The sequence below is a fragment of the Streptomonospora mangrovi genome (genome assembly GCF_027604915.1).
Classification (GTDB): domain Bacteria; phylum Actinomycetota; class Actinomycetes; order Streptosporangiales; family Streptosporangiaceae; genus Streptomonospora; species Streptomonospora mangrovi.
Window position 1 is genome coordinate 86,024 of record NZ_JAJAQC010000007.1, and the last position, 16,148, is coordinate 102,171.

Annotated in this window: 15 protein-coding genes; 10 read left to right on the forward strand and 5 right to left on the reverse strand. The window is 75.3% G+C overall.

The annotated features are described in order from the left end of the window. Positions 1-84: 84 nt before the first annotated feature. Complete coding sequence (locus LG943_RS05710) at positions 85-2,367, reverse strand: excinuclease ABC subunit UvrA (RefSeq protein WP_270071120.1); 2,283 nt, start codon at positions 2,365-2,367, stop codon at positions 85-87. Positions 2,368-2,549: 182 nt separating this feature from the next. Between LG943_RS05710 and LG943_RS05715 the strand changes: the two genes are divergently transcribed. The 3 genes from LG943_RS05715 (at position 2,550) to LG943_RS05725 (ending at position 5,146) form a co-directional block, all read left to right on the forward strand. Further along, positions 2,550-3,314 carry a TetR/AcrR family transcriptional regulator gene (locus tag LG943_RS05715; RefSeq protein ID WP_270071121.1) on the forward strand — a complete coding sequence of 255 codons (765 nt, stop codon included), beginning with the start codon at positions 2,550-2,552 and terminating at the stop codon, positions 3,312-3,314. Positions 3,315-3,621: 307 nt separating this feature from the next. Continuing rightward, positions 3,622-4,071, forward strand: a complete 450-nt coding sequence (locus LG943_RS05720; protein ID WP_270071122.1) for a DoxX family protein — start codon at positions 3,622-3,624, stop codon at positions 4,069-4,071. Between the two features lie 220 nt (positions 4,072-4,291). Beyond that, the gene (locus tag LG943_RS05725; protein ID WP_270071123.1) at positions 4,292-5,146 is read left to right on the forward strand and encodes a DUF1963 domain-containing protein; all 855 of its coding nucleotides are present in this window, start codon (positions 4,292-4,294) and stop codon (positions 5,144-5,146) included. Between the two features lie 42 nt (positions 5,147-5,188). Here the strand turns inward: LG943_RS05725 and LG943_RS05730 are convergent, their stop codons facing one another. Continuing rightward, on the reverse strand, positions 5,189-6,721 hold the full coding sequence (locus tag LG943_RS05730; protein WP_270071124.1) for a carboxyl transferase domain-containing protein: 1,533 nt from the start codon (positions 6,719-6,721) through the stop codon (positions 5,189-5,191). A 234-nt stretch (positions 6,722-6,955) separates the two neighbouring features. Further along, positions 6,956-8,392: an SLC13 family permease gene (locus LG943_RS05735; RefSeq protein WP_270071125.1), complete on the reverse strand. Its 1,437-nt coding sequence runs from the start codon at positions 8,390-8,392 to the stop codon at positions 6,956-6,958. 136 nt (positions 8,393-8,528) lie between these two features. Here LG943_RS05735 and LG943_RS05740 point away from each other — a divergent pair, with 136 nt between their 5' ends. The 3 genes from LG943_RS05740 to LG943_RS05750 all read left to right on the forward strand — a co-directional run bounded on the left by LG943_RS05740 (position 8,529) and on the right by LG943_RS05750 (position 9,900). Next, entirely contained in the window at positions 8,529-9,227 is a 699-nt protein-coding gene (locus LG943_RS05740; RefSeq protein WP_270071126.1) for a FadR/GntR family transcriptional regulator, read from the forward strand. A gap of 102 nt (positions 9,228-9,329) precedes the next feature. Further along, positions 9,330-9,563: a hypervirulence associated TUDOR domain-containing protein gene (locus LG943_RS05745; protein WP_270071127.1), complete on the forward strand. Its 234-nt coding sequence runs from the start codon at positions 9,330-9,332 to the stop codon at positions 9,561-9,563. Further along, positions 9,556-9,900: a DUF3140 domain-containing protein gene (locus LG943_RS05750; protein WP_270071128.1), complete on the forward strand. Its 345-nt coding sequence runs from the start codon at positions 9,556-9,558 to the stop codon at positions 9,898-9,900. Before LG943_RS05745 ends, LG943_RS05750 begins: the two co-directional genes overlap by 8 nt. A gap of 181 nt (positions 9,901-10,081) precedes the next feature. On the opposite strand, the gene LG943_RS05755 is transcribed toward LG943_RS05750, so the two are convergent. Further along, positions 10,082-10,894, reverse strand: a complete 813-nt coding sequence (locus tag LG943_RS05755; protein ID WP_270071129.1) for a hypothetical protein — start codon at positions 10,892-10,894, stop codon at positions 10,082-10,084. 369 nt (positions 10,895-11,263) lie between these two features. Between LG943_RS05755 and LG943_RS05760 the strand changes: the two genes are divergently transcribed. The 4 genes from LG943_RS05760 (at position 11,264) to LG943_RS05775 (ending at position 15,277) form a co-directional block, all read left to right on the forward strand. Continuing rightward, complete coding sequence (locus LG943_RS05760; RefSeq protein WP_270071130.1) at positions 11,264-11,962, forward strand: Crp/Fnr family transcriptional regulator; 699 nt, start codon at positions 11,264-11,266, stop codon at positions 11,960-11,962. 120 nt (positions 11,963-12,082) lie between these two features. Further along, on the forward strand, positions 12,083-14,593 hold the full coding sequence (locus tag LG943_RS05765) for a hypothetical protein (protein WP_270071131.1): 2,511 nt from the start codon (positions 12,083-12,085) through the stop codon (positions 14,591-14,593). Positions 14,594-14,626: 33 nt separating this feature from the next. Continuing rightward, positions 14,627-14,929 (forward strand): hypothetical protein, encoded by a 303-nt coding sequence (locus LG943_RS05770; RefSeq protein ID WP_270071132.1) that lies wholly within the window; start codon positions 14,627-14,629, stop codon positions 14,927-14,929. Beyond that, positions 14,930-15,277, forward strand: a complete 348-nt coding sequence (locus LG943_RS05775) for a hypothetical protein (protein ID WP_270071133.1) — start codon at positions 14,930-14,932, stop codon at positions 15,275-15,277. A gap of 79 nt (positions 15,278-15,356) precedes the next feature. On the opposite strand, the gene LG943_RS05780 is transcribed toward LG943_RS05775, so the two are convergent. Continuing rightward, positions 15,357-16,049: a hypothetical protein gene (locus tag LG943_RS05780; RefSeq protein ID WP_270071134.1), complete on the reverse strand. Its 693-nt coding sequence runs from the start codon at positions 16,047-16,049 to the stop codon at positions 15,357-15,359. Between the last annotated feature and the right edge of the window lie 99 nt (positions 16,050-16,148).

A 16,148-nucleotide genomic window follows, 5' to 3' on the forward strand; every position in this document is an offset into this window, starting at 1 on the left:
GGCAAGGGTCCCAGACGCCCGCCCCGGCGCGCTCCCCCGGCCGGGCCGGGGCGGCGCCCGGCCGGCCCGGCGGGGCGCCGCCGCTCAGTCCCGCTGCGGCACGCCCAGGAAGCGGCGCAGGTGGTCGGCGGTGTGGGTGGCGGCGGTGGCGGCCATGTCCTGGGGGGTGCCCTCGAAGACGACCGTGCCGCCGTCGCGGCCGGCCTCGGGGCCGATGTCGATGACCCAGTCGGCGGCGGCGACCACGGCCGGGTTGTGCTCGATCACCACCAGGGTCGACCCCGCCTCCACCAACCGGTCCAGCAGGTCCAGCAGCCGCTCGACGTCGGCGATGTGCAGCCCGGTCGTGGGCTCGTCCAGGACGATGGTGCGGTGGGGTCCGCCGAGTTCGGCGGCGAGCTTCAGCCGCTGCCGCTCGCCGCCCGACAGGCTGGTGAGGGACTGCCCGAGGGTGACGTAGCCCAGGCCGACGTCGCTGAGGCGGGTGAGCACGGCGCGGATGGCGGGCTGCTCGAAGAAGCCGAGGGCATCGGTGACGCTCATCTCGAACACGTCGGCGATGCTGCGCCCGGCCACGGTGTGGGACCGCGCCTCGGGGGTGAACCGCCGCCCGCCGCACACCTCGCACGGGGTGACCACGCCGTCCATGAAGGCGAGGTCGGTGTAGACCGCCCCGCTGCCCTCGCACGCCGGGCAGCCGCCGGCGGAGTTGGGGGTGAAGAGCTTCGCGGGCTGCCCGGTGGCCTTGGCGAACACGTCGCGGACCAGGTCGAGCAGGCCGGTGAACGTGGCCGGGCTGGAGCGCCGCGACCCCCGGATCGGGCGCTGGTCCACCAGCACCGCGTCGGGGTCGGCCGCGGGCAGGCTGCCCATGACCAGGCTGCTTTTGCCGGACCCGGCGACACCGGTGACGGCCGTCATGACCCCGCGCGGGAACCGGGTGCTGACGTGCTTGAGGTTGTGGGTGGTGGCGTCGGTGACGGCGGTCCACCCGGTGGGTTCGCGCGGGGTCCGGGTGCGGGGGCGCAGGCCGCGCAGGCCCCGGCCCGTGGGGGTGTCGGCGGCGGCCAGGCCGGCGAAGTCCCCCTGGTAGACGACCTGGCCGCCGGCCGCGCCGGCACCCGGTCCCAGGTCGATGACGTGGTCGGCCATCGCCATGATGTCGGGGTCGTGCTCCACGACGAGCACGGTGTTGCCCCGGTCCCGCAACTCCAGCAGCGTCTCCCCCAGAGCCTGGACGTCGCGCGGGTGCAGGCCCACGGTCGGTTCGTCGAAGACGTAGAGCATGTCGGCGAGCGCGCTGCCCAGGTGGCGCACGGTCTTGACGCGCTGCGCCTCGCCGCCGGAGAGGGTGGAGGTGGCGCGGTCGAGGCTGAGGTAGCCCAGCCCCAGCCGCGTCATGCGGTCGAGACCGGCGCGCAGGCTCGCCACGAGCGGGGCGACCTCAGGGCGGTCGATGCGCGCGATCTCGCGGGCCAGGTCGCTGACCTGCATGGCGTTGTGGTCGGCGATGGACAGGCCGTTGATCCGGCTGGCGCGCACCGCCGCGGCGAGCCGGGTGCCGCCGCAGTCGGGGCAGGGCCGCCGGGCGACGATGCGCTCGAACGCGGCGCGCTGGGCGCCCTTGAAGGACGCCGGTTCGCGTCGCAGGTAGATGCGGTTGAACCGGGTGACCAGCCCTTCGTAGGCGGTGCCCACGGCGTCCATGCCGGCGGGCGGGGTGAGTTGGCCGGCGGGGGCGTGCAGGAGGATGTGCCGCTCCTCGGGGGTGTAGTCGCCCACCTTCTTGTCGGGGTCGAAGAACCCGGACCTGGCGTAGGCCTTCCACAGCCAGGTGCCGGGCTTGAAGGTGGGGAAGGTGATGGCCCCCTGGTTGAGGGAGCGGGTGTCGTCGACGAGTTCGGTCTCCACCGCGACGGCCGCCACGCCCAGGCCCTCGCAGACGGGGCACATGCCCGCCGGGTCGTTGAAGCCGTAGGCGTGGGAGTACCCCGCCGAGGGCTCGCCGATGCGGGAGAACAGCAGCCGCAGGCGGGCGCCGATGTCGCTGATGGTGCCCACGGTGGAGCGCGGCCCGCCGGTCAGGCGCCGCTGGTCGACCACGATCACCGCGGAGAGGTTCTCCAGGGAGTCGACGTCGGGGTGGGCGTAGCTCGGCAGCCGGGCCTGCTGGAACGCCGTGAACGTCTCGTTGAGCTGGCGGGCCGATTCGGCGGCGATCGTGTCGAACACCAGGGAGGACTTGCCCGACCCCGACACCCCCGTGACGACGACGAGCCGGCGCTTGGGGATGTCGAGGTCCACCCCCGTGAGGGAGTTCTGCCGCGCGCCCCGGACGCGGATCGGCTCGTGGCGGTCGTGGGACATGGGGGCCTCCGTGGGCGGGAGCGGACAGCGGCGAACGGCACGGCGGCGGTCGGCGGCGGCGCGGGACCGCTCCGGCCGGCGTCGGACGGCGCCTGGGCTCGGACTCCCGCCACCATGCTCTACAACGAACTCTACAACGTAGAGTGCAATGTAGGCTCGGAGCGTAGGGCACGGAGGTGGAGATGGCAAAACGCGCGGACCGACCCGCGGACCCCCTGAAACTGATCGGGCTGCTGTGGCGGGAGCAGCCGCCCGCCCCCCGCAGCGGGATCACCACGCGGCAGGTGGTGGCGCTGGCGGTGGACCTGGCCGACCGCGAGGGCGTCGACGCGGTCACCATCCGCCGGGTGGCCGAGGAGGCCGGGGTGACCGCCATGGCGCTGTACCCGCACATCGGCGGGCGCTCCGAACTGCTGGAACTGATGTTCGACCACGTCGCCGGCCAGACCTACGAGCGCGCGCCCGCGCCGGTCGCCGCGCACTGGCGGGAGCGCCTTGAGGCGGTCGCCCGCGCCAACTGGGCCGCCTGCGTCCGCCACCCCTGGATCACCGACCTGTCCCCCGGCCGGCCCGCCCCCGGCCCCGGCACCTCGGCCAAGTACGAGACCGAACTGCGCGCCCTCGATGGCATCGGGCTGAGCGAGGTCGAGATGGACCAGACCCTCACCGCGCTGCTGGCCCTGGTCACGGGGGCGGCGCGGGCGGCGGTCGCGGCCCACCGGGTGCGCGAGCACAGCCGGACCAGCGACACGGAGTGGTGGCGGGCGATCGAGCCCGCCCTCGCCGCCGCGATGGGCGATTCCGACCGGTTCCCGGTGGCCGGGCGGGTCAGCCGGGCCGTCGGGGAGTCCACCGGCCGGGCCAACGACGCCGAGGGCGCCTACCGCCTGGGGCTGTCCCTCCTCCTCGACGGCCTCGCCGGCGTGGTGGAGGGCCGCCGGGCCTGATCCGGGCGCCCCGCGCGGCGGGGGCCGGGCGTGCCGCGCCGGTGTCCGCGCCGGCACGGGGCAGGGGGTCCACGGGGGCGACGAGGAGGGGTGGCGGCAGTGGGGGTAGCGGCTACGCAGAGCTAGGGTGGCACCATCTCTGAGTGAGTGCTAGATTTCCGAAAGCACAAACTATTGGAAAGTGCACCGTCCGCATGTCGGACGAACACCGGGATCTTCGTGCCGCCCGGGCGCCGCCGGGCGTCCGCGCGCAGCACCGCCGCGGGGCGGCACGCCCATCCTCACCGCCACCGACGAAGGACCGCCAATGACCACCACCTTGCTCCGTGACCTGGCCCTGCTCGCCGGACGTGTCGCGGTCGGAGTCGTCTTCATCGCCCACGGCTGGCAGAAGCTCACCGAGTCCGGGCCGGCCGGCACCGCCGCCGGGTTCGCCCAGATGGGTGTCCCGCTGCCCACCGCCAGCGCCTGGTTCGCCACGTTCGTGGAACTCGTGGGCGGCGCCGCGCTGGTGCTCGGCCTGGCCACGCCGGTGGCCGGGGTGCTCCTGGCGCTCAACATGCTCGGCGCCTTCGTGCTCGTCCACGCGGGCAACGGGGTGTTCGTCGCCGAGAACGGGTTCGAACTCGTCCTCACCCTGGCGGCGGCCTCGCTCATGCTCGCCGCCGTGGGCGCCGGGCGCTTCAGCCTCGACCGGCTGGTCGCGCCGCGCCTGCCCGGCCTCGCGCGCCGCGAGACGGCCGGCGCCGCCAACTGACCCGCGCCCCGGCCGGGCGGGAGCCGCCCGCCCCGGCCGGGGCTCCCGGCGTGCTTTCGGCGTGCCTCCGACAAGCCGTCGGCGGGGGCGCGGTGCAACTGCCGGAAGGCCGTCGGCACCGCCCCGGGACGCCTCGGCACGGCCCGGCACGGCCGCCGCGCGGGGCACCGCCCGTCGGCGCCGTCCCGGTTTGTCGGTGGGATGTGGTTCACTCCTGCCCGTGCGACCACACGACCTCAAGACCGGCTTCCACCGGCTCTGCACCACCCACCTGGGCGCGGACCTCGGCCCGCGCGTCGCGGCGCTGGCCCGCCCCGGCTTCCACCTCGACCCGGTCGGCGACCCCGCCGACTCCTCGGGGCGGTTCCGCTTCGGGGGTCCGGCGCTCCTGGAGCCCGGCACCCCGTGGCCGGTCGCCGACGGCCTGCCCATGCCGCTGCTCGCGGTCGTGGACACCACCGCGCTCACGCCCTGGCTCGACCTCCCGCTGCCGCCGGGCGCCGGGCTGCTCAACGTCTTCTACAACGGCTGGGAGGACGGCGTCGCCGACGACGTCCGGGCCGGCCGCCAGGTGCACTTCGAGGCGCCCACCGACTGGCGGGTGGTGCCCGCCGACCCCGCCGCGGCGGTCGAGACCCCGCCCCCGCCGGGGGGCGTGCTGCTGCCCGCGCGCCCCGTGCGCGCCGCGCCCATGCTCGCCCTGCCCGACACCTCCCGCACCTTCGGCCGCCCGGTCGAGCACGGCCCCGGCGACACCGAACTGTGGGAGGCGTTCAAGCGGGTCCAGGAGCACATCCCCGACCTCGCCGACGGCGGCTGCGGCCTCCCGCCGTTCGCCAACATCCCCGCCGACCTCGACGAGGACTCCGACGAATCCGGCCATCGCGCGTTCGGCTGGCCCTGGCCCATGCAGGGCTGCCCGGTGCCCGACACCGGCCGCGTCCACCTCCTGCAACTCGACACCGACCCCGCCTGGACCTGGGCCGACTGCGGCATGGTGACCTTCGACATCCCCGCCGAGGCCCTGCGCGCGGGCGACTTCAGCCAGGTCGACTGCGAACTGGAGTCCTGCTGACCCTGCCGGCCCTGCCGCGTCAGCGCCCCCGGCGCCCGGTGCTCAGCGCAGCCCCAGGCGCCGGTAGCGCGTGTGGCGGGCCGCCGTGCGGGCGGCGGGGTCGGCGGTGACCAGCGCCGCCAACTCCTCGCGCAGCACCCCGCCCAGGCGGCGGCAGAACGCGTCGGGCTCGTCGGCGGCGTCGTCGCGCTCGGGCACCACCCGGTCCACCACCCCGTTGGCGTGCAGGTCGCGGGAGCGCACCCCCTGGGCGGCGGCGAGTTCGGGTGCGCGGTCCACCGTGCGGTGCACGATCGCGCTGGCGCCCTCGGGCGGCAGCGGCGACAGCCACGCGTGCTGGGCGGCGATCACCCGGTCGGCCGGGACCAGCGCGAGCGCGCCGCCGCCGGTGCCCTGGCCCAGCAGCACCGCCAGGGTGGGGGTCTCCAGGGTCACGAGTTCGGCCAGGCAGCGGGCGATCTGGCCGGCCATGCCGCGCTCCTCGGCGTCCTTGGACAGCGCGGCGCCGGGGGTGTCGATGACGGTGAGCAGCGGCAGGCGCAGTTCGCGCGCGACGCGCATGCCGCGCCGCGCCTCGCGCAGGGCGGCCGGTCCCAGCGGCCGCTCCATGGACTGGCGCACCCGGTCCTGACCGAGCACGACGCAGGGGGCGTCGCCGAAACGGGCCAGGGCCAGCAGCAGCCCGGGGTCGGACTCCCCCTCGCCGGTGCCGTTGAGCGGCACCACGTCCTCGGCGGCGTGGCGCAGCAGGTTGCGGACGCCGGGCCGGTCGGGTCGGCGGGAGCGGGTGATGGACTCCCAGGCGGGGACGTCGGGCACGGGCTCGTCGTCGGCGCCGGGCGGCGCCCCGCCGGGCGCCGCGCCCTCGCCGCAGGGCCGGGCCAGCAGGATGTTGAGCGCCCGGTCGGTGATGGCGGGGACGTCGGCGGGCTCCAGCACGGCGTCGATCAGCCCGTTGCGGTAGAGGTTCTCGGCGGTCTGGACGCCGTCGGGGAAGGGGCGGTCGTACAGCGCCTCGTACACGCGCGGGCCGAGGAAGCCGATGAGCGCGCCCGGTTCGGCGACGGTGAGGTGGCCCTGGGAGCCCCACGAGGCGAGGACGCCGCCGGTGGTGGGGTGCCGCAGGTAGACGAGGTAGGGCAGGCCGGCGCTCTTGTGCGCGGCGATGGCGGCGGAGATCTTCACCATGGACAGAAACGCCAGGGTGCCCTCCTGCATGCGGGTGCCGCCGGAGGCGGGGGCGGCGATCAGCGGCAGCCCTTCGGCGGTGGCGCGCTCCACCGCGCTGACCAGCCGCTCGGCGGCGGCGATCCCGATCGAGCCGCCCAGGAACCGGAACTCGCACACCATGACGGCGACGCGGCGGCCGCGCAGCCGGCCCTCGCCGGTGAGGACCGACTCGTCGCAGCCGCTGCGCTCGCGCGCGGCGGCGAGTTCGGCGGCGTAGGCGGGGTCGGGGCCGACGTCGACCGGCTCGGTGTCCCAGGAGCGGAAGCTGCCGGGGTCCAGGGTGGCGTCGAGGAGGTCGCGTGCGCCCAGTCTCCGGCTCCGGCCGTGCTCGCGCGGACTCGCCACTGCGGTCTCCTCTCGGGGGGACGGACTCCTAGTGGCCTAGCCAATAGGCCAGTACCGCCGATGTCAATCCCCCGCGACCGGGCCGTCGCGCGGCGGTCGCGGCCGCCCCGGTCGGAGTGCGGGCGGGCCGCGCCCACGCCGGCGGGCCCGGGCCCCCCCCCGGGCCCGCGCCGCAGGGGAGTGAGGGGAACCGGCCGGTCCGCGCGCGCGGACCGGCCCCGAGGGAGAGTCCGGCTACAGCCAGCCGGGCAGCACCAGCACGCCCCAGGCCAGCAGCGGGCCCACCAGCACCACGATGGCGCTGTAGACCAGGATCTGGCGGTAGAACCGGTCGGGCTCGACGCCGGTGGCGTTGGCCAGGACCAGCGCGCCGTTGGTGGAGAAGGGGCTGACGTCCACGATCGTGGAGGCCACCGCCAGCGCCGTGATCACCCCGACCGCGCCGATGTCGCCCTGGAGCAGGAACGGCACCGCCAGCGGGATGGTGGCGCCCAGGATCGCCGCCGAGGAGGCGAACGCCGACACGATGCCGCCGATGTAGCACAGCAGCAGCGCCACCAGCAGCGGAGCCGCCAGGCCGGCGGCGCCGTTGCCGACGTACTCGATCGTGCCGGCCTCCTCCATGACGCCGACGAAGGTCAGCATGCCGGTGATGAGCAGCACGGTGGACCAACTGATCTGGCTGATGGCGCCCTTCTGCGCGGCGGGCGAGAGCAGCGCCAGGACCACGGTCACGGTGATGGCGACGAAGCCGACGTCGAGGCCGAAGCCCAGGGCGAGGACGCCCAGCACGATGAGGCCGAGGATGGTGGCGGCCTGGTCGAACCGGAAGCCGCCGGCCGGCCTGTCCCCAGCGGCGTCGGCGCCCGTGGTCGACGTGGCGTCCTTGGTGGCCGTGGCGGCCGTGGTGGTCGTGGTGGCCGTGGTGGTCGTGCCGGCCGTGGCGTCCTTCGCCTCGGCGTCGGTGCCGCCGGAGGCGCCGCCGGTCGCGGGGGCGCCCTCCGCCGGCATGCCGCCGCCGGCGCCGCCGCCCACGGCGGCGGTCTCGAAGTCGCGGGCGTGCACGCCGATCAGGCGGTGCCCGCCCAGCGCCAGGAACAGCACCGCCGAGATGGCGAGGTTGAACAGCAGGCTGCCGAAGAACAGGGTGAGCGGCGCCAGGGGCAGGTCGCTCTCGGCGACGATGCCGTTGACCGTGACGCCGTAGACGCTGGCCGGCGAGAACCCGCCGCCCTGGGCGCCGTGGACCACCATCATGCCCATCAGCAGCGGGCTGATCCGGTACTTGGCCGCGAACCCCAGCGCGATGGGGGCGATGATGGCGACGGCGGCCGGGCTGAGCGCGCCCACCGCCGTGAGCAGGGCGGTGATGGCGAACATGACCCACGGGATCGCGATCACGTAGCCGCCCACCAGCCGCACGGCGCCGCGCACCAGCAGGTCGACGGTGCCGTTGTTCTTGGCGATGGCGAACAGGTAGGTGACGCCGACCAGAGTCAGGAACAGGTCGGCGGGGAACCCGGCGAGGATGGTGTCGGTGTCCATCGCCAGGGCGAGGGTGCCGACCAGGAAGGCGGCCACGAACGCCAGCGCGCCGATGTTGATGGGCAGGAAGGTGGCGATCGCGAACATCGCCACGAGGACGAGGATGGTCAGGAGTTGGGGAGACATGGTGGACCGATCAGGGGCGGGGACGAGCTGTGATGCAGCTCATGAGGAACAGTGGCCTAGCCAATATGTCAGCTATCCTCCTGTCAAGGCCCTTGCATGATCCACCCCCTTGTCGCCGGGACCTCCCGGAGGAACCATGAGGCCCAAACCGCCGCGCCCGCGCCCGCTCGCGCGCCCCCGGCTCTACGAGCAACTCGTAGAGCGACTGTGCGAATACATCCGCGAAGCCGAACTCGGACCGGGCGACAAACTACCCCCCGAACGCGAGTTCGCCGCCGCCCTGGGGGTGAGTCGGGTGTCGCTGGGCCAGGCGCTGGTGGCGCTGGAGGTCCAGGGCATCATCGACGTCCGCCACGGCGACGGCGCCGTGGTGCGCTACAGCCCCTCCGACGACCAGGTGCTGCGGGTCCTGCGCGACCGCGACAACCGCCGCGCCGAGATCATCGAGGCGCGTCAGGCGCTTGAGGTCAAACTCGCCGAGTTGGCCGCCCGCCGCCGGAGCAGGGCCGACATCGAGGAGATCGACGCCGCCCTGGCGCAGATGCGCCGCGAGATCGACTCCGGCGAACGCGGCACCGAGGGCGACGAGCGCTTCCACGCCGCCATCATGCGGGCCGCCCGCTCAGGGCTGCTGGCGCGGATGATGGACGAGATCGCCCCGATGATCTTGCAGACCCGGATGGAGTCGCTGTCGCAGCCCGGCCGCCCGCCCGCGTCCCTGGCCGGGCACGAGCGCATCGCCGACGCCATCCGCGCGGGCGACGCGAAGGCGGCGGGCGAGGCCATGCGCGACCACCTGGAGATGGTCTCCGACGTCGCGCCTGTGGACGAATGAGTCCCCGGTCCGCCGTGTGCGCCGCACGGGTGCCGTGACCCGGCGTCACCTAGACTGGTGGGACCAGGCACTTTTTGCTTCCCGCGCTCCTTGGGAGGAGCAATGGCGAAGAACAGTGAGACGTTCGGCAAGGGCGACAAGGTCACCTGGAAGAGCCACGGCAGCCGGGCCGTCGGCCGGGTCGAGGAGGAGATCACCTCCCGCACCGAGGCCGCCGGGCGCACGGTGGACGCTTCGCCGGACGACCCGCAGTACCGCGTGCGCAGCGAGAAGTCCGGCCGGGAGGCGGTCCACCGCCCCGAGGCCCTGCGCGAGGAGGGGTCCGACGATGCCTGACCGGCGAAGCGGCGACGAAGACGCCGTCACGGAGTTCGGCAGGCTGGTCAACCTCACCCCGAAGCAACTGGAGGACTGGCTGGCCACCGAGGAGTCCCGGGCCGCCGGGGAGCACAAGGACGGCGGCGAGAGCACCGGCCACGCCTCGGGCCGCCGCATCGTCTCCCTGCTGCGGACCTCCACCGCCGACCTCGGCGACGACGACCTCGCCCACATGCGCAAGGTCACCGGCTACATCAAACGCCACCTGGCGCAGCGGCCGGCCGGCGACATCACCGACAGCACCTGGCGTCGGTCCCTGATGAACTGGGGCCACGACCCGCTCAAGGACTCCTGACCGCCTTCAGCCGGCCGCGCACCGAACCGCCACGGCACGCTCACCCCGCGCCGGCTGCGGCCGACGCCGAGTCGGCCTGCCCGCGACGCGGACGAGCGGAGCGGGACCGGACGACGCGACGGACGCGCGCGACCGCCCGGCTTTCCGGGTGGCGGGCGTCGCCTCCTCGCGCGCGCCCGTCCTACCGGCCGCCCGGCCCGTGGACGTGCAGGGTCCCGTGCTGGGTGGCGTAGACGGCGCCGTTCCCGGTGGCCGTGTTGACCATCGTGGAGTGCCCGCCGGGCTGCCCGCCGGCGGGTTCGTGGCCGCCGGAGGGCACGGCTCCGCCGCCGGACTCGGGACCGCCGGCGGCCTCCGGCCCGGCCTCCGGAGACCGGTGCGGTGGCCGCCCGGCGGCGGCCGAGTCCGGCGCCAGGTGCAGCCACGCCTCGGCCGTGTACTCCTTGGCGGCGCACGTCACCTGGTGGAAGTCGCCGGGGTCGATGCCCGGGTAGCCGTGGGGCACCGTCTCCTCGTAGAAGTGCCGCGACATCAGCAGGGCCAGGGACACGCTGTCGGGCGCATCGGCCAGCGCGCCCTTGAGGACGGGGGCGTCGAGGAGGCGGGCGAGCACCTCCAGCGGGCCGCCCGTCACCGTCGCCCCCTGGCCGTGCCCATCGGGGACGTCGACCTCGCCGGCGTGCAGGGCGGCCCGGACCCGCACGGCCGTTCGCGGCGCGGCGCGGCGGTTGTGGGCGCGCAGGCGCGCCGCCAGTTCGGGGACCAGCGGGTGGACGAGCGCGGCCTTGGGCAGCCCCGTTGGGGCGACCACCCGCAGGCCGTCGCCGAGGTCGTCGTGGAGGCAGGCCGCCCAGTCGATCCCGCTGCGCGCGACCGCCGCCCGCAGCGCCTCGGCCAGCACCGCGCGGATCTCGCGCAGCGCGACGTTGCCGCGCCCGGCGGAGCGTTCGATGTCGACCGCCAGCAGCGCACGGTACTGCACGGAATCCGCCATTCGCCGCCTCCTTCACTCCGCCGTCACTCACCATGCCGTCATCACGCGGTCCGCAATCGGGAACGCATATCGGCGGCGTCGCCGCCTCCCGCATCCACCATGGCACGCCCGCGGCGCCAAGACGCGAAAGCGGAGGGGAACGAATGGTGCTGAACTCCCGCACCGAACCGGCGGCACCTTTTTGACCGGGACTTTCGCGGAAGAACGGCCGCTCCCCCACCGGCGGTGCGACCGAATTCGGTCAGCCGCACCGTAGGGGACCGGTCGGTGCCGTAGCGTCGGAACACCGTTGGGGGCCGGGCGAATCGGCCGCCGGAACGGATCGCCGCCGCCACTGCCGGGACGACGTCGGGGAGGGAGGCCGAGTAGATGACCATGTCCGGTCCGGCTCGCGGCCCCGCGTGGCCCGCCGCCAGCCTGCTGGGCGGTCTGGACCCCGCGCGGCGCGACCGGCTGCTCGCCCTTGGCGCGCGGGTCCGCTACCCGGCCGGCCGGGTGCTCATCCGCCAGTCCGAGGAGTCGACCTTCGTGCTGCTCCTGCTGGAGGGAGTGGTCAAGGCGACCGGGCGCGCCGGCGCCGACCGGGACGCCCTGCTGGCCGTGCGCATGGGCGGTGACCTGGTCGGGGAGTTCGCGGCGATGGACGGGCGGCCCCGCTCGGCGACGGTGACCGCCTGCGGGCCGGTCGTGGCGCGCGTCGTCACGCGGGCCGAGTTCCTCGCCTGCCTGGACCGCGACCCCGACCTGATGCACGCCGTCAACCGGGCCGTGCTGGCCAAGCTCCGCGCGGCCAACGGCCACCGCCTCGACCTCACCGGGTGCGACGTCCCCACCCGCCTGGCGCGGGTGCTGCACGAGGTCGCGCTGGCCTACGGCAGGCGGGCGGGCGCGGGAGCGGAGATCCCCTGGCCGCTCACCCAGCCCGAGTTGGCCAGCCTGGCGGGCGCCGCCGAGCCCACCGTGCACCGGGTGCTGCGCACGCTGCGGGAAAAGGGCGTGGTGTCGACCGGTTACCGCACCATCAAGATCAACGATCTCGCGCGGTTGAGCGACATCGCCTTCGGGTGACGCGGAAAAAGCCCGCCGAAACCATCGAAAGACGGTATGGCGCGCCTTCCGCGCGACTAGCGTCCAGCCCAGCGCCGCGGTGTCGGTATCACCGCGACGCGCGCGCAGAAAGGGGCGGAAATGGGCGAGCCGGACGAAAACGCCACGGAGGCGAACGGCACCGAGCGGGATCCCGAACCGGAACGCTCCCCAACGGCGCGCAGCGTCCACGTCGGGGGCCACGCCGACGGCCCCGTAGTCGCGGGCGACTACAACCTGCTGATCGACGCGCGCCACGGGTCGTCGGTGACCGTGACGCGGGAGGGCGAGCGGCCGCGCTTCCGGCGCCGCGACCGGGCCTGCGTGCTGCCCCGGCGCCAGCCCGCGCCGCTGGGCCGGGAGGCGGAGACGGCGGTCCTGGCCGAGCTGGTCGCCGGCGGAGGGGCGGTGCAGGTGTGCGGCCCGCCCGGGATCGGCAAGAGCACCCTGCTGCGCCACGCCGCGACCACCCTGGAGCCGGGTCCCGACGGGGCGGTCTTCGTGAGCGCCGCGCACCGCCACATGGCGGACGTGGCCCAGGAGATCTTCGAGGCGTGCTACGACTCGGGCGGCTACGCGCCGTCCTGGCCGCAGCTACGCCGGCTGATGGCCGGCGTGCGGATCACGGTCTACGTGGACGACGCCGACCTGGACGCCGACCGGCTGCGGGAGCTGGCCGACGCCCTGCCCGCCGCGACGTTCGTCCTGGCCGGCCGGGAGGCGTCGCTGCGGGGCGAGGCCGCCGTCATCGACCTGGAGGGGCTCGGCCGCCCCGCCGCGGCACGGCTGCTGTCCCGGGCGCTCGAACGGCCGCTGACCGACCGGGAGCGCGCCGTCGCCGACGACCTGTGGCGGGCCACCGGCGGCAGTCCGCTGCCGCTCCTGCGCGCGGCCGGGCTGGCGAGGGCGGGCCGGTCCGCCCTGCCCCGGCCCGGCGCGGTGCCCGAACTCCTGCCGCTGCTGCTCCGGCAGCGCGACGCGGCGGAGACGGAGGTGCTGAACCTGCTGGCGACCCTGGGCGACACCGGCCTGGCGCCCGCGCACGTCGCGGCGCTCACCGGAGCAAAGGACGCGACCGCGCTGTGCGCCCGCCTGGCCGACCTCGGGCTCGCCGTTCCCACGCCGGAGGGGTTCCGCGCCGCGCCCGACATCGGCGCGGCGCTGCGGGCCGGGCGGGTGGCGCCGTTCCCGGTGGAGCGGCTGTGCCGGTACCTCGGCCGGTGGGCGGCGGACCCGGTGACGCCGGCGGCCGAGGTGGCCGACCACAGCCGGGTGTTCGAGCGGGCGGCCGACCTGGCGACGGCGGCGGGACGACCGGATCTCGCGGTGACGGTCGGGCGCGCGGCGGCGCCCCGGGTGGCCCGGTCGCTGCGGTTCGACGCCTGGGGCCGGCTGCTGGGCCGGGGCTGGCGGGCGGCCGAGGAGGCGGAGGACCACGCGGCCAAGGCGTACTTCACACACGAGGAGGGGGTGCGCTGCCTGGTCGTCGGGCAGCGCGTCGCGGCGGCGGCGCTGCTCGCGCAGGCGGCGGTGCTGTGGCACGTCGCCGGCGACGAGCACGGGCTGTCGGCGGCCACGCAGGCCCATGACCTGCTGCCGCCCATGCAGCACCCGTCGGTGCTGGCCGGTGGTCCCGACGCGGGCGCGGCCGCCGCCCCCGACGACGGCGCGGCGGCCCAGGCGGTGGCCGACCACATGGCGGACCTGGCGGCCGACCCGACCGCGGAGGCGGCTCCCGGGGCCACCGGGTGGCAGGGGCCGACCGAGGCGCCTGCGGCCGACGCCGGAGGCCGGGTGCCGCAGGGCGACGCCCACGGCCAGCCGCCGCCGGACGCCTACAGCCAGCCGCCGCCCGCCGACGCCGCCGGCCATGCCGGTCCCCCCGGCCCTGACCCCGCCCACTCCGCCGGCGAGCACACCTCGGCCGTGTTCGCCGACGGCGGCGTCTCCACCGCGAGCGGCGCCGGCGCGGCGGGCACGGGCACCGGGGCGGCGGCCGGCGGTTCGGCCGCCTCCGCCGCCCTCACGACCGTGCTCGTGGGCCTGGCGATCACGGGCGCCGTCTTCGTCGCCCTCGAAGTCGCCGCCGAGCAGGACACCGTCGAGCAGGCCGGCGACTCCAGCCAGACCACGGACGGGGCGGGGAGCGGTCTCGAGACGGACCCGGCGGACGAGTACGAGCCGTTCCCCACGGAGGAGTACGAACCGTTCCCGACCGAGGAGTACGAGCCGCCGCCGGAGGAGACGGAAACCTACTCGGCGGAGGAGCCGGTCGAACCGACCGGGCTCGAAGGAACATGGGACGACGGCCGAGGCGGAGTGGCGACGATAGTCGAGACCGCGCCAGGTGTTTACGCCTTGCCAGCGCCCTGCGGTGAGCCCGATGTCGTCCTGACCGGCACGGACACCCAGGCCACCGGAGAAGCCCCTCTCATCGAGTCCGCAGACGGCGATTGCGGACCGGTCATCGGCACCGTCACCATCACGATCACTGTGGCACCGGACGGCGACACCGCCGAACACGTCACCGCATTGCCTCCCGGACAGGACACCGGCGATACGTACATCACTTGCTACACCTGCGGTACCACCACCCTGACGCGCGTGGGATAGCAAATGACCTGATTATCGAAGGGACATAGCACAATGACCACGGCACGGGATGACCGCTACTCGATCACCATCGGCGGAAACGCCTCCGGTCCGGTGGTGGCCGGCAACCACAACAGAGTCGAGGCGGCCGAACGCCGGGACGCCGCCGAGGCCGCCGCGTCCGCCGAGGCCGGCCCGGCGGCCCCCACCCCGCACAGCCCGCACTACCGGCAGCGGAACGAGGCGGCCGACCACGGCACCGTCTTCGCCGTCACCCACGGCGACATGCACGTCCACCAGACCCTCCCCGCACCCGCCGCCCTCGCTGAACCGGCCGCACCGGCCGCCGAGGCGTAGGTGGCCACGGGGCGGGCCGCCGCCGTGGGCGCGGGCGCGGCGTTCGTGCTGGCCGCCCTCGCCGGGGTGCTCGGCAACCAGCTCGCGGTGGGCGCGCCGTGGGCCTGGGCCGGGTTCGCCGCGGCGGTGGCGGCCGGCGCCGCCGTGACGGCGTGGGCGGCGCTTCCGGCGCCGGAAGCGGGGTGCGGCACGACGGACGGGCACCCCGCCCCGGCGCCGGGGGAAAGCCGGATCGCGCGGCAGCACAACGTCGCCCGTGATTCCGGGCGCGTCTTCGCCGCCCAAGACGGCGACGTCGTCATCCGCCCGAGGCCGGGCGGGGCGGAAAGCGGTCCGCCGCCCCGGTAACGGCGTCGGGCGCGACGGCGCCGACCGGGTGTCCGCGCAACGCGGGTCCGCCGCCCCGCTATGCGGATGCGCCGCCGCGCTACGCGGGCGCGCCGCCGCGCCACACCCGCGGGTCGACGTGCTCCAGCAGGTCGATCAACTGGTCGGCGATCGCGGTGATCTCGGCGGGGTCGAGCGCGGCGCGCTCCGTGGTCATCAGGTGGGAGCCGCAGAAGCGCAGCGGCCGCCGGGGCGCGGTGTGCAGGATCCGCTCCATCATCGGGCCGGTCAGCACGGCGCGGGCGAAGCCCTCGTGGGAGGTGGCCACCCGGAAGGCGCCGTCGAAGCCGGGGTGGCCCACGACGAAGTCGTGGAGGCCGATGATGTCGAGCAGCTTGTGCCCGATCCGCTGGTCGCGGATGTCCAGCAGCGGCGTGCTGCCGGGCGTGGGCACGGCGATGACACGGTTGACGATCGCCGGCGAGCCGCCGGGGCCGGTGCGGTGGTTGGGCTCCACGTGCTCGAAGGCCAGCACCGGCCGGCCCCGGTGGGTGCCCGAGAGCACGTGCCGCGCCTCGTGGTAGGCGAGCAGGTGCGGCGGCAGCGGCGGGAAGAGGGCGCCGAGGAGGTCGGAGCGCTTCTCCGCGTACTCCCACCCGCTGCGCGCGGCCCACTCCGACAGCTCCCGCGTCCGGCGCCGCTTCTTGAGCGCCGGCAGCCCGAACGCGAGGAAGAGCAGGGCGCAGAAGAAGAGGAGCATTCCGATGATGATCAGGGGAAGCAGAGGATCCACCTTGCCGGCCTTCCGTCGCCGTCGACACGCCTACGGCGGGTAGGACTCCCCCCGCCCGCCCCCGGTTCCCGGCCCCCGGCGGTGAGGCCGGCGCGCCTC